Source organism: Enterococcus sp. DIV1090 (genome assembly GCF_050537975.1).
Classification (GTDB): Bacteria; Bacillota; Bacilli; order Lactobacillales; family Enterococcaceae; genus Enterococcus; species Enterococcus faecalis.
This window is the reverse complement of sequence record NZ_CP172917.1, coordinates 2,306,234-2,327,497: the sequence shown is the minus strand read 5'-3', so window position 1 is coordinate 2,327,497 and position 21,264 is coordinate 2,306,234. Positions and strand designations below refer to the sequence as shown.

Genomic DNA, 21,264 nt, shown 5'->3' with positions numbered 1-21,264 from the left:
CATTCAAAAAAGTGAGAAATACGTCGAGATGACGTATTTCTCACTTTTTTCGCATAGTTAGTCAAGTACCTTTTTTGATTAAGCGATTGAGTTTCCTAAAAAGAATTAAAAAGACACAACAGCAAATGAACAACAGGCTTCCTGTTAGTGGTAAAAAGACATCTTGCATGTAGCTATCGATATGCATTAAACCAGGTACCTCGCTGAAAAAATCATGGATAAACTGTTGAATGAGCTTATTGGCTAGAAAAGCAGCTAAAGGCAAAATAAAAATCAAATAATAGATGGGTTGTAAGGCATAGCTAATTAAAATTTGTAATTTTGTCGTACCTAAAAGAGCTAAGATCAGTAAGTCGTTTTTTTGCTCTAAAAAAGTTAGGAAGAAAGCTCGGCAAATATAACTAATCAGGAAGAAAAAGAGGGTTCCAGCGCTGATTCCAGCCAAACCTCTGAAAATTTTCAAGGGAGGAACCACTGCATAATTATCAAGAAGAATCATTTGTGAAAGCCATCGAGAAAACAACAAAGTCAATAATAGAGCAGAAAAAGTCAGAAAACTAATAATAAAGATAAGAATCAACGTACTAAATTGGTTTTTTGAGCGCCACGCATTTTTGAGAGAGTCTGTGAATAAGTAAAGAATCGAATACATCATCGCGTCCTTTCTGAAAAATTTTTGGTTTAGCGGAAAAGTTATGTAAAAGAAAAGACGGTATCTCCTGCCAACTAGCTGCTGAAAGAGATAACGCCTTCGCTGGAAACAAGAACTGGATTATTTCACCAATACTAATTTTTTTAAAGGTTCAACCCCAAATCGTTGTTCTTGCTGCAAAAGAATTTCGGCACAAGCTCGGCTATCTTCTAAAGCATCATGATGATTATTTAAAGTGATATTGAGGTTTTCACAAACGGTATTTAATTTATGATTAGGAAATTCAGGAAACAGTTTGCGACTCGTTTTGACTGTACATAAAGAAAGGTAATTAGGTTGTTCTAAGCCATAGTAATCTAAACAGCCAGCCAAAACACTACAATCGAAACTTGCATTGTGAGCGACCACTAACCGATTTGGTTGAAAACAATGCTGAATTTGTTGCCATACTTCAGGAAATTTGGGCGCATTGACAACATCTGATTCATGAATGCCGTGAATTTGCGTATTTCGCCAGAAAAAAGGTGTTTCTGGTTTGATTAACGTGTAAAATTCATCCACAATCCGACTATTTTCTACTTTAACAATTGCAATGGAACAGGCACTATGTTTATCATAACTAGCTGTTTCAAAGTCAAAAGCGTAAAAGTTCATTAAAAAAACTCCTTTCAACGCGTTGAGTAACACTTAAAAATCAAGTACAACTTCCACTGGACAATGATCACTACCAAGAATATCTGTATGGATTTTAGCACTGACTAAACGTTCATTCAAGGATTCTGACACAACGAAATAGTCAATCCGCCAACCTGCGTTATTTTTTCGTGCGTTAAAGCGATAACTCCACCATGAGTAAATGCCTTCAGCTTCTGGATAAAAATAACGGAATGTATCAGTGAAGCCACTGTCTAACAACTCAGTAAATTTTTGCCGTTCTTCAGACGTGAATCCCGCATTTTTTTGATTGGTTTTCCAATTTTTTAAATCAATCTTTTGATGAGCTACGTTTAAATCACCGCAAAGAATTACGGGTTTTTCTTGATTTAATTCGTTTAAATAGGCACGAAACGCATCTTCCCATGTCATTCGATAAGCTAAACGCTTTAGTTCAGCTTGTGAGTTTGGTGTGTAGCAAGTGACCATGAAAAATTCTGGATATTCTAAAGTGATCACGCGGCCTTCTTGATCGTGAGCCTCGATACCTAAGCCATAGCGAACACTTAACGCTTCTTCTTTAGCGAAAATTGCTGTGCCAGAATAGCCTTTTTTTTCGGCGTAATTCCAATACTGATGATAGCCAGGAAGTTCTAAATCAATTTGCCCAGCTTGTAATTTTGTTTCTTGTAAACAGAAAAAATCTGCATCTAATTCATTAAAAACATCCATAAAATTCTTTTTAACAACCGCTCGTAAGCCGTTGACATTCCAAGAAATACATTTCATTGTTGAAACTCCTTTCAAATAAGAAACGCTTTTGCTCGTTTCAGTGCAAACCAGAACCAAAGAAAAGGTCGCTTGGTGCTTTCTTCTATTCTAATACTTTTTAAAGAAGTTTTAAATACTTGAAAAGAAAAAGAGAAAATGACTGATTTTTGGAAAGAAGTAGTCTATGATAAAATAGTAAAAAGAGCAGAAATGAGGACAAACGAATGAAAATTGGAGTCATTGGTTTAGGAAACATTGCACAAAAAGCGTATTTGCCAACTTATAGTGAATGCCGCCACTTGGCAGAGTTTGTATTAGCAACTAGAAACCCAGAAACACGACAAAAAATCGCTGATCAGTATGGCTTTACAGAAACCGTTGGGACCATAGAAGAATTGATTGAAGCAAAGATTGATGCTTGTTTTGTCCATGTAGCCACAAAAGTGCATGGTGCAGTCGTTCGCCAATTATTACAGGCCGGTATTCACGTCTTTGTGGACAAACCTTTAAGTGAAGAGCTTGCTGAAGTCAAAGAATTACAAGCATTGGCAGCAGCCAAAAATCTGCGCCTGATGGTTGGCTTCAATCGTCGTTTTGCCCCCTATACGGAAGTATTGAAAAATATTCCTGAAAAACAAACAATTTTTATTAAAAAGAACCGCATCAATACAACGAGAGAAACAAGTTTTATGATGTATGATTTATTTTTACATGTCGTTGATACCGCAGTTTATTTAGCGGAAGGACCGCTCCACGTGGTGCAGTCAAAATTAGTGGAAGAAAACGGTCATTTAAAACGAGCAATTTTACAATTAGAAACCGAACAGACAACGATTGTTTGTTCCATGGATTTACACTCTGGGGCCAATACAGAAACTTTTGAAGTCACCAGCCCCACAGGTACTTATCGCTTGGAAAATTTAACGCATTTGACCATCCAAACAGAAGAATACCAAGTAAAAGAGATGGGAGATTGGACGCCAACATTGGAAAAAAGAGGTTTTTACCAAATGGTTACTGCTTTCATTCAGGCCATTCAAAAACCGCAAGAGCAAGAGTTAAAGCAAGAAAAAGTCTATGAAAGTCATGCGTTATGTGAAGAAATGCTACGCCAACAACAACGGCATGTTCTTTAAAGAGGACTAGCAACTTTCTTTCTATCATGCTAGAATAAGACAGATATTTTGAAAAGAAAGGACTAACTTTCGTGAACACTAAAGCTATGTTAGAAACATTAAACGAAATTACTTTATTAGTAGATGAACCATTAAAAAACGTAACCTTTACCAAAACAGGCGGCCCAGCTGATGTGTTGGCCTTACCCAAAACAAAAAAAGAAGTTGAAGAGATTGTGGCGTATTGCCGAGAACAAGGACTTTCATGGTTAGTATTAGGCAATGCTAGCAACTTGATTGTTCGTGATGGCGGTATTCGCGATGTCGTGATTATGCTAACAGAAATGAAAGAAATCAAAGTAGCCGGTACCACCATGATTGTGGATGCTGGTGCCAAGCTGATTGATACAACCTACGAAGCCTTAGCAGCTGATTTAACTGGTTTTGAATTTGCTTGTGGCATTCCGGGAAGTGTCGGTGGTGCTGTTTATATGAATGCTGGAGCATACGGCGGGGAAATTAAAGATGTTTTCCAATCTGCAGAAGTGCTGTTGGCAGATGGAACTATCCAAACCATGACGAAAGAAGACCTGAATTTCCGTTATCGTCATAGTGAAATTCAAGAATTACATTGTATTGTCTTGCAAGCAACGTTTGCTTTAGAAAAAGGAAACCATGCAGAAATTAAAGCCCAAATGGATGAATTAACGGAACTTCGTGAACTGAAGCAACCGCTAGAGTATCCCTCTTGTGGCAGTGTCTTTAAACGCCCTGTTGGTCATTTTACAGGGAAATTAATCCAAGACGCTGGCTTACAAGGCTTAAAATGGGGCGGTGCTCAAATTTCCGAAAAGCATGCGGGATTTATTGTTAACATCGATCATGCAACCGCAACAGATTATGTGGAATTAATTGCACATATCCAAGAAGTGATTAAAGAAAAATTTGATGTTGAATTGCAAACGGAAGTTCGAATTATTGGTGAAGAAGTCTAAAGACTCTTTAATTTTTCGAATGAAAATTAAGTATACTTGTATTATGATCATAGGGAGATTATAATGAATTTTATTTATAAAAAATGGCTACCTTCAGCCATAAATGGGCTTTTTTTATTTTTTATTTCGATAACATTAATAGGTGCTTTCCGCTCAGATAACTTAAAAATCAGTACTCTTACAAACCATTTTTTTTTGATACTGTTAATAGCAATACTTGCGATAGTAGTACTTCTTTTTAGTAAACATGCTAAAAAGTGGATTGATAAATATCTGTTTGGTGTAAAAAAAATATTTGTGGAAAATATAGGATTAATTACAGGCATTTATTTTATTTTTGGCTTTTGTTTACAAGTGTTTATCTTAACTAATATTTCCGCTCCTATTGGTTGGGATGTATCAGCTATTTTTAATGGTGTAAGTGCTTTGCCTGAAAATAAAGAAGTTATCAGTAATTACCTATCAATAAATCCTAATAATTCTTTTTTCTTTTTTTTGATGTATGGAATTTCTAAGGTGATGAATCTGTTTAATCATACTTGGGGATCGTCTTGGTTTGTCTGGCAGTTGTGGAATATAATTTTTATGGATATAGGATTTGTTATCTTATTTAAAGCAGCTAAGCATTTGTTTAATAAAAAAGTTGCATATTTAACTTTCTACTTGGCTTCTTTTTCATTGATGTTTTCACCATGGATTTTAGTACCATATACTGATGTAATAATGATTCCTGTTATATCAGCTGTGCTACTTTTATATGCTAAACAAATCGAGATAAAAAATAGTGGCGTATGGAATTTAATATTTATAGGTATTCTTCTAGGTATTTGTTATCTTTTAAAGCCCTCCTCTATTGTATTCTTAATAGCATGGACTATTATTATGGGAATTAAATTACTCACTACCGGAAAGCTTTATAAAAAAAATGTTTTATCATTTTTTGTAGCGATGTTTTTCTTTATAATAACTGTGGGATGTTTTTCAATTTTTCAGAAGCAGCAAACAATCGTTAATTATGATGCTGAGATGCAAAAACCGTGGACGCACTTTGTAATGATGGGTTTGACTGGATCTGGAGGATATAGTGAGAAAGATACAAGAAAAGTGAATAGCCTTCCTACATTAGAAAAGAAAAAGAAATATACAACTGAAACTATAAAGAAACGGTTGGAAGATTATGGGATGGTAGGTTACACTAAATTTCTTCTAGTAAAACATTTTAATAATACTGATCGTGGCGATTTTGGTTGGGGACGAGATGGTACACCACAAAATCCTACAAAACCTTCGAAAAGTGAATTTCAAACGAAGCTTAGAGATACCTACTATCAACAAGGAAAACGTACAAATAATCTTCGGTTTGTCATGCAAATACTGTGGATTGTAGTTTTACTAGGAATGTTGTTATCTTTTTTTGTTAAGGACATTCAAGGAGGTACACTATTAATAATAAAATTAACGATTATAGGAGCATTACTATATTTGCTTTTATTTGAAGGTGGACGATCTAGATATTTAATTCAGTATTTACCATTCTTCTATCTTTTATCGGCAAATGGTTTGGCACGAATTAATGACATTGTTTCTATAAACGGAATAAAAAAATCATTTACATCAACGGACTATAGAGGCTCTTTGCCAATAAGGACTGATGAGTTGTAAAAAATCAATTTTAGATTCATCAGTTCTCTAAATTATAGAGATATTTTAGTAGAAAATAAAAAACAACGATACAGTTCCCATAAAAGGAACTATATTGTTGTTTTTTACTTATATTACTAATAGTTTTCGTTCGGTAATTCGTAAATTTTACTCGTCTTCTAAATTTTCCAATTCTACAACTTTAAAGTTTTTCCGCTCTAAATGTTCTACAATGGCTGTACACGTTTCGGCAGTTGTGCCGGCTGGTAAAGTAATAAGTGTGCGACGAACAAATTCTTCACTATCAACATCCAATGTAATACAGCTGGCGATGCTGCTATATTTGGCAATGATTTTTGAAATGGCTGCTAAGTCGCCTTGTTGACCAACTGAAGCAATCGTTAAAACATAGCTCCCTTGTTTTACATTCCAAGATTGCGCTAAAATATTTAATAAGGTGCTGTGTGTTAAAATACCATAAAAATAATTATTTTCATCTAAAACAGCAATGTAAGGTAGTTCTTTAATAGTAAAAAATACCTTGAAAAATGAAGTGTTGACATAAATAAATTTTGTGGCATTTTTTAACAAATAGGTAACAGGTAAACTCATATCGCCACCGTTTGCTTTATGGCGGTAAATATGCATTTTATAGATATTTCCTCGGAAAATTTTTCCAGATTCGTCTAAAATTGGGACACAACGGTAACCTGAGTCTTCTAAAATAGAAAGAGCTTCTTCTAGAGTACAAGATTCATTGACGGTTGTTAAATTATCTTTTTTAATAACTACAGATTTTAATAACATAAACAGGCCTCCTAAGGGTTCATTTTTAATAAATTTATCATATCATAACTTAGCAGAAAACAATAGCTGAGACCTCAGAATAAAAGCAACTTTGTTAAAATAAATAGAAAATAAAGAAAAATCAGATATTTTATAAAAGAAATCAAGCACGTATTCGCGATAATGGTAAAAAATTACGTAAGAATCGGCACAGTGCTTCTTTAAAAAGTAAATTAAACTTTGACAACTTTTTCGAATAATGGTACTGTTAAGAAGTAAATTTGTGAATAGAGGAGGTCGAAGAACATGGCAACAAAGAAAGCAGCTCTTGCTTGTTCCGTTTGTGGCTCTCGCAACTATTCTAAATCCGTTAGTGAAGGTAAACGTGGCGAACGCTTAGAAATCAATAAATTCTGTAAATATTGTAATCAATACACGTTACATAAAGAAACGAAATAGATTTAGAGGAGGGTATCAACATGAAATTTTTCCGCAGCGTTGCTGATGAGATGAAGCAAGTAACTTGGCCAACAAAAAAACAATTGCGTAAAGATACATTAGTTGTAATTGAAACATCTATTTTATTTGCAGCATTGTTCTTTATCATGGATACTGTTATCCAAACGGCATTTGGCTGGATTTTAAAATAATTAATTCTAGTATTTCCCGACGAGGGGTGCTATAATAGTATTCGAGAAAAAGCTTCGGGAAACTGAGCTTTTTTTATTTGCTCGAAAAAAATAAACTAAAACATTTAAAGGAGCCGAATCAGTAATGGAAACTTTTGAAAGAAATTGGTACGTATTGCACACCTATTCAGGCTATGAAAATAAAGTAAAAGCAAACATTGAATCACGTGCACAAAGCATGGGGATGGGCGATTATATTTTTCGTGTCGTTGTACCAGAAGAAACAGAAAAAGAAGTCAAAAATGGTAAAGAAAAAGAAATCGTTCATAAAACTTTCCCTGGTTATGTGTTAGTGGAAATGATTATGACCGATGATTCTTGGTATATTGTTCGTAACACGCCAGGCGTAACTGGTTTTGTAGGCTCACATGGTGCCGGTAGTAAACCCGCTCCTTTATTACAAGAAGAAATTAACCACATTTTACGTTCAATTGGCATGAGCACCCGTCAATCAGACTTAGAAGTAGCGCTAGGCGATACAGTGAAAATTATCGAAGGTGCCTTTTCTGGTCTTGAAGGTGTTGTGACAGAAATCGATGAAGAAAAACAAAAATTAAAAGTAAACATCGATATGTTTGGTCGTGAAACAAGTACAGAATTAGACTTTGAACAAGTCGATAACATTGATTAATAAACAAGCTGACAAACTATTGTTCAGCTGATTGATACAGATTGTAGGGTCTGGAAAAGCAGTCAACTGACTTCTTTTCCAAGCCCTTTTTTAGTTCATCGCAGAAAGGAATGAAAAAAATGAAACATGCCCAAAAATATCGTTATTTTTCTTTGCTAATGGGTCTTATTCTATTATTAAGTGCTTGCCAAATTGGGGCAACTACGAAGGATGACAACCAAGCCGCCACAAAAGAAGCAACTGTTGAGTTAAACCGCACAACAACACCAACGCTTTTTTTTCATGGTTACGCAGGAACTAAAAATTCGTTTGGCTCGTTACTGCATCGCTTGGAGAAACAAGGTGCCACAACTCAAGAATTAGTGCTACTCGTTAAACCTGATGGGACCGTGGTTAAAGAGCGAGGAGCTTTAAGTGGCAAAGCGACGAATCCCAGTGTTCAAGTTCTATTTGAAGATAATAAAAACAATGAATGGAATCAAACAGAATGGATAAAAAACACATTACTCTATTTACAAAAAAATTATCAAGTGAACAAAGCCAATATTGTCGGGCACTCTATGGGTGGTGTTAGTGGTTTACGTTATTTAGGAACTTATGGGCAAGATACATCGTTACCTAAAATTGAAAAATTCGTCAGCATTGGAGCACCTTTCAATGATTTTATTGATACGAGTCAACAGCAAACCATCGAAACGGAACTAGAAAACGGCCCCACAGAAAAAAGTAGCCGCTATTTGGATTATCAAGAGATGATTAATGTTGTTCCAGAAAAACTGCCCATTTTATTAATTGGTGGTCAATTAAGTCTAACAGATTTAAGTGATGGAACGGTACCGTTATCTAGTGCCTTAGCAGTCAACGCCTTGCTAAGACAGCGAGGAACTCAAGTCACTAGCCAGATTATTAAAGGAGAAAATGCACAACATAGTCAATTACATGAAAATCCTGAAGTAGATCAATTGCTAATCGAATTTCTATGGCCGAGTAAAAAATAGCAAAAAGGCACATGTTCCATAAAAAATGGAACATGTGCCTTTTTCTATACTTTGGCTAGCGAAATAGCTTTTTTCAGCTATAATAAATAAAATTATTTATTTTTAGGAGATATTGGAATGGAATCCTCATGATTTAAATAAGCACAAATCAAGGCTTCAAAGGTGATTAATGTTTGGCCAAAAAACATTTGTGGCTGAGCGACACTTGTTGAAAACGGGCTGTAAGAGTCAGTTGAAAAAACGAGATCTGCCAGTCGACCAAGAGTTGAATTTTTGGCGCCAACAAAAGAAATGATAGGATGTTTTTTCTCTTTCGCAAGCAGAGCTGTTTCTTTTAGGTATTTTTCTTCACCAGAATGTGAAAGAATGATAAAAAGAAAATTCTGATTATTTTGACTATTTATCGAATGAGTATAGGCTGTTGTGATACTGGGGATGCCATGAAAATTGAAAACTTCACTAATGTAAGCCGCCAAATGTCGTGAAAAGTCATGACCTAAAATAACAAATAAATGACTCTTGTGTTTGGCAAGCAGTTGACAAAACTCGTTGGTTGTTTCAAATGAAGGCGCTGTTTCAAAAGGGATTGGCTGAGAAAAATGGGCTTCTTTTAATTTGTAAATAAGTTCATTATAACCTGATAAATTTAATTTTTTGGCTAAACGAATGATGGAACTAGGCGAAGAAAAGCAGTGTTTGGCAACTTCCCGAATACTCAAATCGGCCGCGTTCGTACTTTGTTGATCCAAATAATACAAAATCTGACTTTCTGTTTTCGTTAAATGATACGTTTCTTTTAAGTAATCTAAGTTCATGAGCAAACCTCCTTTATCAGATTATAAATAATTTTGTGGGAAAAAGGTATCAAAAAATAAAAAAATGAGGTGTTTTTATGAAAAGGGCAACAAAGCAAAGGCTGTCTTTGACAGCAATCATGGTTTTACTTCTCTCGGGCTGTGGAAGTGTTGGGAAAGAAACCAAAAAGCAAGAACAACAGGTATTACGGGTCGGGATTGATTCGGAATTATCAACGGCAGACGTGTCGTTGGCAATGGATAATACAGCAGCAGATGTAATGAGCCAAGTAGGGGAGGGACTTTTCTCCTTTGACGAAAAAGGAGAAGCGAAACCAGCATTGGCAACTGAAAAAGTACAGCCCTCCAATGATGGTTTAAGCTATACTTTTACGATTCGAAAAGATGCAAAATGGAGTAACGGCGAGCCAATCACAGCCAATGATTTTGAATACTCTTGGAAGCGCACAGTGGACCCAAAAACAGCTTCCCCGCAAGCGTATTACTTTGAAGGGCTAAAAAATTATCGTGCTATTGTTGACGGTGGCAAATCTAAAGAAGAGTTAGGAGTAACAGCCATTGATGACCATACCTTGGAAGTAGAGCTAAGCTATCCTATGAGTTATTTTCAACAATTATTGGCGGTACCAGCTTTTTATCCTTTAAATGAAGCATTTGTCGAAAAAACGGGCAAAAACTATGGTACATCAGCTGAGTCAACACTTTACAATGGCGCCTTCACATTAGAAGGTTGGGATGGCACGAATAATACTTGGTCCTATGTGAAGAATAAAAATTATTGGGATCAAGCGAATGTTTCGCTAGATAAGGTGGATGTCCAAGTAGTTAAAGAAGTCAATACTGGGAAAAATCTTTTCGAAGGGAAAGAATTAGATGTTGTAAAAATTTCTGGAGAAATTGTTACACAAGAACAAGGCAATGCAGCTTTGAAAATTCGTGAAATTCCTGGAACGTATTATATACAATTAAATACGCAAAAAGATCTTTTGGCAAATAAGAATGCACGTCGAGCGATAGCATTATCATTGAATTCTGAACGTTTAGCTAAAAATGTTTTAAATGATGGCTCAAAAAAAGCACTTGGCTTCGTGCCAACAGGTTTCACTAATCAAGAAACGCAAAAAGATTTTGCAGAGGAATTAGGAGATTTAAATCCTAGTGAACCAGAAAAAGCGAAAGAGTTATGGCAAACGGCTAAAAAAGAATTAGGAATTGAAAAAGCGGAGCTAACCATTTTAAGTTCGGATACAGAAAATGCAAAAAAAATCAGTGAGTATGTTCAAGGAGCTTTAGCAGATAATTTAGAAAATTTAACAGTCAATGTTTCGCCAGTTCCTTTTAATAATCGTTTAGAAAAAAGTCGCAGCGGAGATTTCGACATTGTGGTTGGTGGCTGGACACCAGTATATGCTGATCCAATCGATTTCTTAAACTTACTGCAATCAAAAAATTCCAATAATTTTGGTAAATGGTCTAATAAGACCTTTGATCAGTTGCTTCAAGAAGCAAACGTAACTTATGCAAACAAATATGAAGAACGTTGGAAAACATTACAAAAAGCGGATCAATTGGTTGCGGAAGAAGCACCCCTAGTTCCTCTTTATCAATTAACAGAAGCACGCTTAGTGGACGATTCTGTCCAAAATTTAGTCTATGGTCCATTAGGTTCAGGCTATTACAAATCAGTCTCTATCAGTGATAAGTAAAGGTTGGGAAAAAATGAAAAAAAGTCAAGCTGTTCAATTAATTCAGGAACTTTCAAATGCTAATGGTGTTTCAGGCTTTGAAACAGAAGTCGTTAGAATCCTTCAACATGCAACTGCGGATTTTACTATTCAACGGCTAGATGCCATTAAAAATTTATATCTTGAGAAGAAAAATAATCTAAGTGAAGGTCCAGTTGTGCTTTTTGATGCTCATAGTGACGAAGTTGGTTTTATGATTCAAGCAATTAAAGAAAACGGCTTGTTGCGTTTTCTTCCGTTAGGTGGCTGGGTCCCTAATACGATTTCTGCACAAAAAGTTCGGATTCGTAACCGGGAAGGCACCTATCTGCCAGGCGTAGTTACTAGTCGGCCCCCTCATTTTATGACACCAGAGGAACGTCAGCGACCATTAACCATTGCTGATTTGACAATCGATATTGGCGCTACCTCAAAAGAAGAAGTAATTGAAACGTACAAAATCGATCTTGGTGCACCGGTCATTCCAGATGTGACGTGCTGTTACAACGAACAGACAGATCTTTTTTTAGGAAAAGCTTTTGATTGTCGCATTGGCTGTGCTTGCTTAGTGGATGTCATGGAGGAGTTGAAAGAAGAGACGCTTCCATTCAAGTTAGTTGCGACAGTAACTGCACAAGAAGAAGTTGGCGAAAGAGGAGCACTTATTGCCGCAAAACAAGTCAATCCTGATTTAGCTATTGTTTTCGAAGGCTGCCCGGCTGATGATACGGCAGAAACGCCAGAGATGATTCAATCAGCAATGGGAAAAGGACCGATGTTACGTTATTTTGATGTTTCTATGATTACGAATCCGGAATTTCAAGAGTATGCACTAGAGATTGCTAAAATACACAAAATTCCTGTTCAAGTTTCTGTTCGAAGTGGTGGTGGAACCAATGGCATGGCGATTACACAAGTTCAAGGAGCCCCGACGATTGTTGTAGGAATTCCTGTCCGTTACGCTCACACACCCCATTGCTATGTAGATTTTCAAGATTACCAAGCGGCGAAAGAATTAGTCATTCAATTAATCAAAAATTTAGATGCTGACAAAATTCAAGCACTGGTTCAGCCATTGTCAAAGGAGTGGAACAAATGAAAATTTATGTGTCATGCGATATTGAAGGATTAGCAGGTATTGCGACATTTGATATGGAAAAAGAAGACACCGTTTTATTCCGAGAATTATATCACCAACATGTGGCTTGGTTGATTGAAGGGATTCAAAAGAGTGCCAAAAATGAACAAATTACAGAAATTACTATTGCCGATTCGCATAGCCGTGGATTGAATTTAGCTTATGCGCGCTTGGCAGAAATGGATGAACGAATTTCCTTAGTGAGCGGTTTTCCTCGCATGGATTATATGATGAGTGGCTTGGATAGTAGCTATGATGTAGTCTTTTTCTTAGGTTATCATGCCGGTATTGGTAAACAAAAAGGGAATATGGATCATGGGTATAGCGCTAGTGTTGCTTATGATTTAAAAATAAACGACTTAGCGATGAATGAAACGACAATTAATGCAGCTTACGCTAGCGAATTAGGTGTCCCTGTTGGTTTAATTATCGGTGAATCAGGCTTAGAGGAACAACTTTTTCAAGAAAAAATGATGCCCGAAGTTCCCTTTGTTTCCACCAAAGAATCTCTGGGACGTTATGCAATCAAAAATAGACCCATGCAACAAGTTCGGGAAGCTATAGTAGCAACTACAAGTCAGGTGTTAACTTCCTTTGCGTTGTCTGAATTACCCCGATATGCCTTGCAAACACCTGCAACTGTAAAATTGCAATGTGTGACGACAGCACAAGCAGATCGTATTGAAATGTTACCAATGATTAAACGCATTGATGGTAGAACTGTTTCATTTGTAGGTGAAACGATGAAAGATGTCATGAATGGAATTGTCGCTGTGGTTGGTTTAGGCGGAACAAGTTATTAAAGTAAGAAGCTTACGGAAAAAACGAATGGACATTTTTTTCTGTAAGCTTCTTGCTATAGTTATTTCTATTTTTGTTTCTCTAGAATTTCTTTGCTTAAACGTTGTGCAGTTGGTGTCACCGCAAGACCGCCTTCAGCGGTTTCCTTGAAAATTTGTGGCATTTGGCGTCCCACTTGGTACATTGCGTGGATGACTTCATCTGGCGGAATGACACTTCGAATCCCCGCTAAAGCCATATCAGCTGAGATGAAGGCTTGAGAAGAACCTAATGCATTTCGCTTCACGCAAGGGACTTCAACAAGTCCTGCAACAGGATCACAAATGAGGCCCATCATATTTTTTATCGTAATAGCCACAGCTTGAGCAGATTGATCAGGCGTACCGCCAGAAGCCGCAACTAAAGCGGCACTGGCCATTGCACTAGCAGAACCGACTTCAGCTTGACAACCACCTTCGGCACCACTGATTGAGGCATTGTTGGCAATCACTAAGCCAAAAGCCCCAGCTGTAAATAGAAAATCCAATTGTTGCTGATGCGTTAACTTTAAGCGATTAATAACTGCCAACAAGACGCCAGAAACTACTCCGGCACTGCCTGCGGTTGGTGTAGCACAAATCAAGCCCATTTTTGCATTAACCTCATTAACAGCAATCGCATTTCGCACGGCTTGTAAAATGGTCTCACCGCTTAAAAAGTTGCCTGAATGTATGTAATCATTTAAGCGGGTTGCATCGCCACCAGTTAGCCCTGTTACTGAGGTAACACCAGCGATTCCTTCAGCGACGGATTGTTTCATAACGGCTAGATTTTTTTCCATTGTTTCAATAATTCGTTCACGAGAATACCCACCATGAGCCATTTCTGTTGCAATCATTAATTCGCTCACAGAAGGGTAATCTTTCGCTTGAGCTACCAAATCTTCAATTGAATAAAACATCGTATTACTCCTTTACGTTCATTTAGTCAAAATAGTTAACGCTATATATATGAGGGATTTCAGCTAATTGCATGACAATGTCACCGACTTCGGCTTGATCAACTTCAATAATCATAATCGCTTTTTCCCCTTTAGATTCTCGGGTAACGGTCATTGTACTAATATTGATATCGCTAGCTGAAAGGATGTTGGTCACCTTAGCAATCATGCCAGGAACATCTTGATGAACAACGATAAATGTTGGCGTGCCCATACTTAAAGACAATTTGAAGCCATTTAATTCAGAAATTTGAATGTTTCCACCACCAATTGAAATTCCTGTCACAGATAGTTTTCGGTCGCCAGAAGAAACCACAATTTTAACGGAATTAGGGTGGTCTGCTTTTTCACTTTTAGGAATAAAACAAACTTCCATTCCTTGTTCATAGGCAATTTCCAAAGAATTGGCTAGTTGCTCATCATCTGGTTCCATGCCTAAAAGGCCGCCAACTAAGGCGATATCTGTTCCGTGACCACGATAAGTTTTGGCAAAAGACTCATATAAATAAATGTCAACGCTATCAGGTTGCTGTCCAAAAATACTGCGAACCACTTTTCCAATTCTTGCTGCTCCAGCTGTATGAGAACTGCTTGGACCAATCATAACGGGTCCGATAATATCAAAAACACTATTAAAGCGTAACTCTTCCATTTCAGCACCTTCTTCATTAGAATATGTTTTCATTGGAAGTCTAACACAAAAAATGACGGGGAACTAGGCAATCGCTTGTGTTTTAGCGAATAATTTAAATTTTTATCAGAATGAAAGCAAGGGGCCTTCGTTGACAAATCAGTGAAGAGATGCTAAATTCTAGATAATAAAAGACGAAAAGAGGGATTCGTGCGTTGAAAATTTAAGTTAATTTTTTAGAGAAACTGTATAACTTTGCCTGAATATAACGGGTGGAGTGTGCGGATTTTCGGAAATTAGCTTAAAGAATTCAGCCACGGGTCTTTTTGTATACCTTGGATTGATGCCGCTGATTTCCGTAAAGCTGCATCAATTTTGCTTTATGGAGGTATATTTATGTCGAAAATTGAACTAAAACAACTATCTTTTGCCTATGATAATCAAGAAGTATTGCTTTTTGATCAGGCAAATATCACGATGGATACCAATTGGAAATTAGGATTGATTGGCCGCAATGGCCGTGGGAAAACAACCTTATTAAGATTGTTACAAAAGCAGTTGGATTACCAAGGAGAGATTCTTCATCAAGTCGATTTCGTCTATTTTCCACAAACAGTTGCAGAAGAACAACAGCTCACTTATTATGTCTTACAAGAGGTGACTTCTTTTGAACAGTGGAAATTAGAACGAGAGTTAACGCTTTTAAACGTTGATCCTGAAGTTTTATGGCGGCCCTTTTCTTCTTTATCAGGCGGCGAAAAGACGAAAGTTTTATTAGGTCTTCTTTTTATTGAAGAAAATGCCTTCCCTTTAATTGACGAGCCAACAAATCACTTAGATCTAGCTGGCAGACAACAAGTGGCTGAATATTTGAAGAAAAAGAAACACGGGTTTATTTTAGTCAGCCACGATCGGGCATTTGTTGATGAAGTGGTTGATCATATTTTGGCGATTGAAAAAAGTCAATTGACGCTGTATCAAGGGAATTTTTCTATTTATGAAGAGCAAAAAAAATTAAGAGATGCTTTTGAACTAGCAGAAAATGAAAAAATCAAAAAAGAAGTCAATCGCTTGAAAGAAACCGCTCGTAAAAAAGCGGAATGGTCGATGAACCGTGAAGGTGATAAGTACGGCAATGCTAAAGAAAAAGGGAGCGGGGCGATTTTTGATACAGGAGCCATTGGTGCCCGGGCAGCGCGCGTAATGAAGCGCTCGAAACATATTCAACAACGCGCCGAAACACAATTAGCAGAAAAAGAAAAACTATTAAAAGATCTTGAGTATATTGATCCTTTGTCAATGGATTATCAGCCAACGCATCACAAAACATTATTGACGGTGGAAGAGCTTCGTCTGGGCTACGAGAAAAATTGGCTATTTGCGCCAATTTCTTTTTCAATAAACGCGGGAGAAATTGTTGGAATAACAGGAAAAAATGGCTCAGGAAAATCGAGCTTAATTCAGTATTTATTGGATAATTTTTCTGGGGATTCAGAAGGCGAAGCCACTTTGGCTCACCAATTAACCATTTCTTATGTGCGCCAAGATTATGAAGACAATCAAGGAACTTTATCCGAATTTGCAGAGAAAAATCAGTTAGACTACACCCAATTTTTAAATAACTTACGAAAACTTGGGATGGAGCGCGCCGTCTTCACTAATCGAATTGAACAAATGAGTATGGGCCAACGAAAAAAAGTCGAAGTAGCCAAATCATTGTCTCAATCAGCTGAACTTTATATTTGGGATGAACCCCTTAATTACTTGGATGTGTTTAATCATCAACAATTAGAAGCGCTAATCTTATCTGTGAAGCCTGCAATGCTAGTGATTGAGCATGATGCGCATTTCATGAAGAAAATAACGGATAAAAAAATTGTCTTGAAATCATAAAAATATCTTGAAAAAGTAAAGGGAATCCTGTATAGTAATAGGGTATGTTTTAAATGTACGTTGAGTGGGAGGGGAAATCTCAACCCCATTAACCACGCACGAGAACTTAAGGAGGTATTTTCGTGGCTAAAAAAGTAGAAAAAATCGTTAAATTACAAATTCCTGCGGGGAAAGCAACACCAGCTCCACCAGTAGGTCCAGCGTTAGGTCAAGCAGGTATCAACATCATGGGATTCACTAAAGAATTCAATGCTCGTACAGCTGACCAAGCAGGCTTGATTATTCCAGTAGTAATCTCTGTATATGAAGATCGTTCATTTACATTCATTACTAAAACACCACCTGCTGCAGTCTTATTGAAAAAAGCTGCAAAAATCGAAAAAGGTTCAGGTGAACCAAACAAAACTAAAGTTGCAACAGTTTCAAGCGATCAAGTGAAAGAAATCGCTGAACTTAAAATGGCAGACCTAAACGCCGCTGACGTTGAAGCAGCAATGCGCATGGTTGCAGGAACTGCACGAAGCATGGGTATCATCGTAGAATAATTTTTATTCCACACTTACTCAAAGAAGTAGCTTCTCAGTTCGTTTCATATTTAAAGATATGAAAGACGTGGGAGGTACAACCGTTATAACCACAATCAAGGAGGAAACAAAATGGCTAAAAAGAGCAAAAAAATGCAAGAAGCATTGAAAAAAGTTGATGCTACAAAAGCTTACTCAGTTGAAGAAGCAGTAGCTTTAGCAAAAGATACAAACATCGCGAAATTTGACGCAACAGTTGAAGTTGCTTACAAATTGAACGTTGACCCTAAAAAAGCAGACCAACAAATCCGTGGAGCAGTTGTGCTTCCAAACGGAACTGGTAAAACACAAACTGTTTTAGTATTCGCTAAAGGCGAAAAAGCTAAAGAAGCTGAAGCTGCTGGTGCAGATTTCGTAGGCGACGACGACATGGTTGCAAAAATCCAAGGTGGATGGTTCGACTTTGACGTAGTTGTTGCGACTCCTGACATGATGGCTACAGTTGGTAAATTAGGCCGTGTCTTAGGACCAAAAGGTTTAATGCCAAACCCTAAAACTGGTACTGTAACAATGGACGTTACAAAAGCTGTTGAAGAAGTTAAAGCTGGTAAAGTAACTTACCGCGTTGACAAAGCTGGTAACATCCACGTACCAATCGGTAAAGTTTCATTTGATAACGAAAAATTGGTTGAAAACTTCAACACAATTAACGACGTATTATTGAAAGCTAAACCATCAACTGCTAAAGGTCAATACATCAAAAACATTTCAGTAACAACAACATTTGGACCTGGAATCCACGTTGACCAAGCTTCTTTCTAATTTGAAAGAAAATAATTAAAAAATTCTTGACTCACTCACTTACCCTATGGTAAAGTGAGTGAGGTTAATAATTAACTGTACCGAAGACAGTAGGTGACGCAAGTCTTAATTTCCTACCGAGGACAATTGTTGAGTTATATACAATTCGGTCCCTCTATGTCTACGGTGGCATGGAGTTTTGTTGTTTTACACGACTTTTTGAAAAAAAGCCGATGTAAAACAATACTTGGCGAACGAAGTGAGCGAAGTTTCATTTGATTCTTCTACTTTACATATCGTAAACCAAGTCCAACTCCACCATCAAAATCAGGAGGTGAAATAAATGAGTGAAGCAGCAATCGCTAAAAAAGAAACCCTAGTTCAAGCAGCCGCTGAGAAATTTGAATCAGCAGCATCAGTTGTAATCGTGGACTACCGTGGTTTAACAGTTGAAGAAGTCACTAACTTACGTAAACAATTACGTGAAGCAGGCGTAGAAATGAAAGTCATCAAAAACTCAATCCTTTCTCGTGCAGCTAAAAAAGTTGGTTTAGACGGCTTAGACGAAGTCTTTACAGGCCCAACTGCTGTCGCATTCAGCAACGACGATGTAGTAGCACCAGCTAAAATCATCGACGAATTTGCTAAAGATGCAAAAGCATTAGAAATCAAAGGTGGCGTCATCGAAGGAAAAGTTTCTTCAGTGGAACAAATTACTGCGTTGGCAAAACTACCAAACCGCGAAGGTTTACTATCTATGCTATTATCTGTATTACAAGCGCCAGTCCGCAACGTGGCTTACGCTGTCAAAGCAGTGGCAGAGAAAAACGAAGAAGTTGCTTAATTGCAGTCTAATTCAAACAAATAAAAAACAAACAATTTTAATTTAAATGGAGGAAATTCAAAATGGCATTAAACATTGAAAACATCGTTGCTGAGTTAGAAACAGCAACTATCTTAGAACTAAGCGAATTAGTTAAAGCTATCGAAGAAAAATTTGACGTATCAGCAGCAGCTCCTGTAGCAGTAGCTGGACCAGCAGCAGGTGGAGCAGCAGAAGAACAAACTGAATTCACTGTTGAATTAACAGCAGCTGGCGATCAAAAAGTTAAAGTTATCAAAGCAGTTCGTGAAGCAACTGGCTTAGGCTTGAAAGAAGCTAAAGCTGTAGTTGATGGCGCTCCTGCACCAGTTAAAGAAGGCGTTTCTAAAGAAGAAGCAGAAGCTTTAAAAGCTGCTTTAGAAGAAGTTGGCGCTTCAGTAACAGTAAAATAATTCATTCAACTTTTGAATGTTCGAGAACCCTTGTGTGGCAAGGGTTCTTTTTTATAGCAAACGGTAGTTGTCTTTTGCTAAAACAACTACCGTTAGTAAAATATCTATAAAATTTAATTGTCTACTTTGACAAATTAACAACAATACAATCATCTACCACTCGGATAGAATCTTTGCTAGGCCAGACATTCATTTCTGCTTGTAAAGCTTTGTGTTTTTCAAAATCTTCTGGGGTAGGATCATTAAAATTTAATCCAAATGTTTTCATATAGAGTAAAGTATTTAAACTAGTATGCACCGAGTTAGGCATGAATTCAAATAATGAGACACCGTTTGTTTCACCTTTTATATTTGAAACATTCCGAGGAGAACGATTTCCATACATTAAAAGTTTATAGGATTCAGGATTCTCAATTTCCATTGAATAAATATTATTTGTAATCATTTCCGCAGTACGTAAATCTTCTTCCGCTGTTAGATACTCAGAATATTCTAGGTTGGTTGTTTCCCGAACTTGAATAAAAGTAAAGAGAATTACTATGCCAACTAATAAATGTTTAAGCACAAAGTTGTATCCCCAGTAAATCATAATAAAGATGAGTAATAACGCTAAAACAGCAGGGAAGTTAGGTACTTCACCTCTAATTGCCGGACGTTTTCCACCTAAAATTGTAAACATGAGTGGAGTGATTAGAATACCTAACAAGGTAATAAAGATGAAGAAAACATTTTTGCGTTTCAGATAGGACATATTAATTAATACAATGACCAGTAAAAGAATACATATCAAAAACAGCGGTGTAAAAAAAGTGTCTCCGACTGGAGGGAAAAATAGTTCTTTGGCGTAATCTTTAATATCATTGATAGAATCTATCAAGGGACGTTTACCCCAAAGAATCATATTATCTAGATAGGAGCTTTCAACGTTTAAAACTTTTTTCGCTAACATCGCCATTAGTTGAGATAGAACGAGAGATGAAATAGCTAGTAGAATAAAATGACCAATTTTGAAGGCATAGTCTTTAAAAGAAATTTTAAGGTCATTCAACTGAGCAAAATACAATGTCATTAAAATCTTGAATAAAATTAAGGTACACGCAAATACAAAGAATGATTGGTACATAGTAAGTGTAAATGTCAGCAACAAAAAGCCGAATAATTTAAAAATTTTATTGGGAATATGGTAAATAGCAATGAGAGAAAGTATAACCAAACAGATACCTAATGAAAATTCAAAATTTTGTAGGACGAAGTAAAATTGTTCGCTAAATAATTGACTGGTTGGAAAAATACTTGGGATAATATATAAATACTTTTTGTTATAAATTTGCTTAGTTGAAAGATCAACATAATAGCACAACAAGATAGTGGCGATAGCAAAGAAAATAATAGCTAACAAATTTAAAAAATAAACATTTACATAGTTGTATGTTAAAAGCTTTAGAGCTACTAATCCTGGTCTACCAATGGAAACCCAATGTTTTAAGTAGCCTCTGTAGTTAGTCATTAAGTGCATAGTATCAATAGCGTAAGTATTGTTAAATAGTTTAATACCATAAGTAGCAAAGACAATTAAAAAGCTGTAGATGGCTAAACCTTTGTTTTCTTTAATAAAATGTTTCATTTTTCTCTCCAATATTGTTTATTTGCTAAAACTTGTAAATTATTTATTGATTTTGATTAGTCTATATATCACACTCCCACCTATAATAAAACCCTAATTAATTATAAAATAGATAAATTATAAGAAC

23 protein-coding genes and 1 other annotated feature are annotated in these 21,264 nt (G+C 36.5%); of the genes, 15 read left to right on the top strand and 8 right to left on the bottom strand.

The annotated features are described in order from the left end of the window. Nucleotides 1–61 precede the first annotated feature (61 nt). The 3 genes from IGL48_RS11215 to IGL48_RS11205 all read right to left on the bottom strand — a co-directional run bounded on the left by IGL48_RS11215 (nucleotide 62) and on the right by IGL48_RS11205 (nucleotide 2,095). The gene (locus IGL48_RS11215) at nucleotides 62–652 is read right to left on the bottom strand and encodes a hypothetical protein (protein ID WP_048949451.1); all 591 of its coding nucleotides are present in this window, start codon (nucleotides 650–652) and stop codon (nucleotides 62–64) included. Nucleotides 653–772: 120 nt separating this feature from the next. Beyond that, complete coding sequence (locus tag IGL48_RS11210) at nucleotides 773–1,306, bottom strand: 3'-5' exonuclease (RefSeq protein ID WP_002356400.1); 534 nt, start codon at nucleotides 1,304–1,306, stop codon at nucleotides 773–775. A 33-nt stretch (nucleotides 1,307–1,339) separates the two neighbouring features. Beyond that, the gene (locus tag IGL48_RS11205; protein ID WP_010824848.1) at nucleotides 1,340–2,095 is read right to left on the bottom strand and encodes an exodeoxyribonuclease III; all 756 of its coding nucleotides are present in this window, start codon (nucleotides 2,093–2,095) and stop codon (nucleotides 1,340–1,342) included. 206 nt (nucleotides 2,096–2,301) lie between these two features. Here IGL48_RS11205 and IGL48_RS11200 point away from each other — a divergent pair, with 206 nt between their 5' ends. The 3 genes from IGL48_RS11200 to IGL48_RS11190 all read left to right on the top strand — a co-directional run bounded on the left by IGL48_RS11200 (nucleotide 2,302) and on the right by IGL48_RS11190 (nucleotide 5,849). Further along, nucleotides 2,302–3,213 carry a Gfo/Idh/MocA family protein gene (locus IGL48_RS11200; RefSeq protein WP_010824847.1) on the top strand — a complete coding sequence of 304 codons (912 nt, stop codon included), beginning with the start codon at nucleotides 2,302–2,304 and terminating at the stop codon, nucleotides 3,211–3,213. A gap of 86 nt (nucleotides 3,214–3,299) precedes the next feature. After that, a complete protein-coding gene (gene murB / locus IGL48_RS11195; protein WP_002387193.1) occupies nucleotides 3,300–4,187 on the top strand; it encodes a UDP-N-acetylmuramate dehydrogenase in 888 nt (295 codons plus the stop codon). A 63-nt stretch (nucleotides 4,188–4,250) separates the two neighbouring features. Beyond that, nucleotides 4,251–5,849, top strand: coding sequence for a glycosyltransferase family 39 protein (locus tag IGL48_RS11190; RefSeq protein WP_010824846.1), 1,599 nt, complete (start codon nucleotides 4,251–4,253; stop codon nucleotides 5,847–5,849). A gap of 147 nt (nucleotides 5,850–5,996) precedes the next feature. Here IGL48_RS11190 and cbpA read toward each other — a convergent pair whose 3' ends face one another. Beyond that, on the bottom strand, nucleotides 5,997–6,635 hold the full coding sequence (gene cbpA, locus IGL48_RS11185) for a cyclic di-AMP binding protein CbpA (protein ID WP_002365057.1): 639 nt from the start codon (nucleotides 6,633–6,635) through the stop codon (nucleotides 5,997–5,999). Nucleotides 6,636–6,920: 285 nt separating this feature from the next. Here cbpA and rpmG point away from each other — a divergent pair, with 285 nt between their 5' ends. The 4 genes from rpmG to IGL48_RS11165 all read left to right on the top strand — a co-directional run bounded on the left by rpmG (nucleotide 6,921) and on the right by IGL48_RS11165 (nucleotide 8,932). Further along, complete coding sequence (gene rpmG / locus IGL48_RS11180; RefSeq protein WP_002356408.1) at nucleotides 6,921–7,073, top strand: 50S ribosomal protein L33; 153 nt, start codon at nucleotides 6,921–6,923, stop codon at nucleotides 7,071–7,073. A gap of 20 nt (nucleotides 7,074–7,093) precedes the next feature. Further along, complete coding sequence (gene secE / locus IGL48_RS11175) at nucleotides 7,094–7,264, top strand: preprotein translocase subunit SecE (RefSeq protein WP_002356409.1); 171 nt, start codon at nucleotides 7,094–7,096, stop codon at nucleotides 7,262–7,264. Between the two features lie 124 nt (nucleotides 7,265–7,388). Further along, the gene (gene nusG, locus IGL48_RS11170) at nucleotides 7,389–7,934 is read left to right on the top strand and encodes a transcription termination/antitermination protein NusG (protein WP_002384070.1); all 546 of its coding nucleotides are present in this window, start codon (nucleotides 7,389–7,391) and stop codon (nucleotides 7,932–7,934) included. A 110-nt stretch (nucleotides 7,935–8,044) separates the two neighbouring features. Further along, nucleotides 8,045–8,932 carry an alpha/beta hydrolase gene (locus IGL48_RS11165; RefSeq protein WP_002384071.1) on the top strand — a complete coding sequence of 296 codons (888 nt, stop codon included), beginning with the start codon at nucleotides 8,045–8,047 and terminating at the stop codon, nucleotides 8,930–8,932. A 92-nt stretch (nucleotides 8,933–9,024) separates the two neighbouring features. Here the strand turns inward: IGL48_RS11165 and IGL48_RS11160 are convergent, their stop codons facing one another. After that, complete coding sequence (locus tag IGL48_RS11160) at nucleotides 9,025–9,747, bottom strand: MurR/RpiR family transcriptional regulator (RefSeq protein WP_002374063.1); 723 nt, start codon at nucleotides 9,745–9,747, stop codon at nucleotides 9,025–9,027. A gap of 77 nt (nucleotides 9,748–9,824) precedes the next feature. On the opposite strand from IGL48_RS11160, the gene IGL48_RS11155 reads away from it, so the two are divergent. The 3 genes from IGL48_RS11155 to IGL48_RS11145 are packed head-to-tail and all read left to right on the top strand — an operon-like array spanning nucleotide 9,825 to nucleotide 13,412. Further along, entirely contained in the window at nucleotides 9,825–11,453 is a 1,629-nt protein-coding gene (locus IGL48_RS11155) for a peptide ABC transporter substrate-binding protein (RefSeq protein WP_010821799.1), read from the top strand. A gap of 13 nt (nucleotides 11,454–11,466) precedes the next feature. Then, a complete protein-coding gene (locus tag IGL48_RS11150; RefSeq protein WP_002356417.1) occupies nucleotides 11,467–12,570 on the top strand; it encodes a M42 family metallopeptidase in 1,104 nt (367 codons plus the stop codon). Then, on the top strand, nucleotides 12,567–13,412 hold the full coding sequence (locus IGL48_RS11145) for a M55 family metallopeptidase (protein ID WP_002365054.1): 846 nt from the start codon (nucleotides 12,567–12,569) through the stop codon (nucleotides 13,410–13,412). The genes IGL48_RS11150 and IGL48_RS11145 overlap by 4 nt, the downstream gene beginning before the upstream one ends. 65 nt (nucleotides 13,413–13,477) lie before the next feature. Here IGL48_RS11145 and sdaAA read toward each other — a convergent pair whose 3' ends face one another. Beyond that, on the bottom strand, nucleotides 13,478–14,350 hold the full coding sequence (gene sdaAA, locus IGL48_RS11140) for an L-serine ammonia-lyase, iron-sulfur-dependent, subunit alpha (protein WP_048949452.1): 873 nt from the start codon (nucleotides 14,348–14,350) through the stop codon (nucleotides 13,478–13,480). 22 nt (nucleotides 14,351–14,372) lie between these two features. Further along, on the bottom strand, nucleotides 14,373–15,041 hold the full coding sequence (gene sdaAB, locus IGL48_RS11135) for an L-serine ammonia-lyase, iron-sulfur-dependent subunit beta (RefSeq protein ID WP_002414070.1): 669 nt from the start codon (nucleotides 15,039–15,041) through the stop codon (nucleotides 14,373–14,375). Between the two features lie 375 nt (nucleotides 15,042–15,416). Between sdaAB and lsa(A) the strand changes: the two genes are divergently transcribed. The 5 genes from lsa(A) (at nucleotide 15,417) to rplL (ending at nucleotide 19,513) form a co-directional block, all read left to right on the top strand. Further along, nucleotides 15,417–16,913: an ABC-F type ribosomal protection protein Lsa(A) gene (gene lsa(A), locus IGL48_RS11130; protein ID WP_048949453.1), complete on the top strand. Its 1,497-nt coding sequence runs from the start codon at nucleotides 15,417–15,419 to the stop codon at nucleotides 16,911–16,913. A gap of 122 nt (nucleotides 16,914–17,035) precedes the next feature. Further along, nucleotides 17,036–17,458, top strand: coding sequence for a 50S ribosomal protein L11 (gene rplK / locus IGL48_RS11125; protein ID WP_002356424.1), 423 nt, complete (start codon nucleotides 17,036–17,038; stop codon nucleotides 17,456–17,458). A 111-nt stretch (nucleotides 17,459–17,569) separates the two neighbouring features. Beyond that, nucleotides 17,570–18,259 carry a 50S ribosomal protein L1 gene (gene rplA / locus IGL48_RS11120; RefSeq protein ID WP_002356425.1) on the top strand — a complete coding sequence of 230 codons (690 nt, stop codon included), beginning with the start codon at nucleotides 17,570–17,572 and terminating at the stop codon, nucleotides 18,257–18,259. Nucleotides 18,260–18,321: 62 nt separating this feature from the next. Continuing rightward, nucleotides 18,322–18,451, top strand: a sequence feature (ribosomal protein L10 leader region). 130 nt (nucleotides 18,452–18,581) lie between these two features. After that, nucleotides 18,582–19,082, top strand: a complete 501-nt coding sequence (gene rplJ, locus IGL48_RS11115; RefSeq protein ID WP_010821795.1) for a 50S ribosomal protein L10 — start codon at nucleotides 18,582–18,584, stop codon at nucleotides 19,080–19,082. 62 nt (nucleotides 19,083–19,144) lie between these two features. Next, nucleotides 19,145–19,513, top strand: coding sequence for a 50S ribosomal protein L7/L12 (gene rplL / locus IGL48_RS11110; protein WP_002382519.1), 369 nt, complete (start codon nucleotides 19,145–19,147; stop codon nucleotides 19,511–19,513). 121 nt (nucleotides 19,514–19,634) lie between these two features. Here the strand turns inward: rplL and IGL48_RS11105 are convergent, their stop codons facing one another. Next, nucleotides 19,635–21,137: a glucosyltransferase domain-containing protein gene (locus tag IGL48_RS11105; protein ID WP_010777886.1), complete on the bottom strand. Its 1,503-nt coding sequence runs from the start codon at nucleotides 21,135–21,137 to the stop codon at nucleotides 19,635–19,637. Nucleotides 21,138–21,264: the final 127 nt, after the last annotated feature.

Coding starts and splice junctions, on each gene's coding strand:
- rplL (WP_002382519.1), top strand. CDS start 19,145: ATGGCATTAAACATTGAAAACATCGTTGCTGAGTTAGAAACAGCAACT.
- IGL48_RS11155 (WP_010821799.1), top strand. CDS start 9,825: ATGAAAAGGGCAACAAAGCAAAGGCTGTCTTTGACAGCAATCATGGTT.
- IGL48_RS11205 (WP_010824848.1), bottom strand. CDS start 2,095: ATGAAATGTATTTCTTGGAATGTCAACGGCTTACGAGCGGTTGTTAAA.
- IGL48_RS11145 (WP_002365054.1), top strand. CDS start 12,567: ATGAAAATTTATGTGTCATGCGATATTGAAGGATTAGCAGGTATTGCG.
- sdaAB (WP_002414070.1), bottom strand. CDS start 15,041: ATGGAAGAGTTACGCTTTAATAGTGTTTTTGATATTATCGGACCCGTT.
- murB (WP_002387193.1), top strand. CDS start 3,300: ATGTTAGAAACATTAAACGAAATTACTTTATTAGTAGATGAACCATTA.
- secE (WP_002356409.1), top strand. CDS start 7,094: ATGAAATTTTTCCGCAGCGTTGCTGATGAGATGAAGCAAGTAACTTGG.
- IGL48_RS11105 (WP_010777886.1), bottom strand. CDS start 21,137: ATGAAACATTTTATTAAAGAAAACAAAGGTTTAGCCATCTACAGCTTT.
- IGL48_RS11200 (WP_010824847.1), top strand. CDS start 2,302: ATGAAAATTGGAGTCATTGGTTTAGGAAACATTGCACAAAAAGCGTAT.
- IGL48_RS11215 (WP_048949451.1), bottom strand. CDS start 652: ATGTATTCGATTCTTTACTTATTCACAGACTCTCTCAAAAATGCGTGG.
- rplA (WP_002356425.1), top strand. CDS start 17,570: ATGGCTAAAAAGAGCAAAAAAATGCAAGAAGCATTGAAAAAAGTTGAT.
- rpmG (WP_002356408.1), top strand. CDS start 6,921: ATGGCAACAAAGAAAGCAGCTCTTGCTTGTTCCGTTTGTGGCTCTCGC.
- cbpA (WP_002365057.1), bottom strand. CDS start 6,635: ATGTTATTAAAATCTGTAGTTATTAAAAAAGATAATTTAACAACCGTC.
- IGL48_RS11165 (WP_002384071.1), top strand. CDS start 8,045: ATGAAAAAAATGAAACATGCCCAAAAATATCGTTATTTTTCTTTGCTA.
- nusG (WP_002384070.1), top strand. CDS start 7,389: ATGGAAACTTTTGAAAGAAATTGGTACGTATTGCACACCTATTCAGGC.
- IGL48_RS11160 (WP_002374063.1), bottom strand. CDS start 9,747: ATGAACTTAGATTACTTAAAAGAAACGTATCATTTAACGAAAACAGAA.
- sdaAA (WP_048949452.1), bottom strand. CDS start 14,350: ATGTTTTATTCAATTGAAGATTTGGTAGCTCAAGCGAAAGATTACCCT.
- IGL48_RS11190 (WP_010824846.1), top strand. CDS start 4,251: ATGAATTTTATTTATAAAAAATGGCTACCTTCAGCCATAAATGGGCTT.
- rplJ (WP_010821795.1), top strand. CDS start 18,582: ATGAGTGAAGCAGCAATCGCTAAAAAAGAAACCCTAGTTCAAGCAGCC.
- IGL48_RS11210 (WP_002356400.1), bottom strand. CDS start 1,306: ATGAACTTTTACGCTTTTGACTTTGAAACAGCTAGTTATGATAAACAT.
- IGL48_RS11150 (WP_002356417.1), top strand. CDS start 11,467: ATGAAAAAAAGTCAAGCTGTTCAATTAATTCAGGAACTTTCAAATGCT.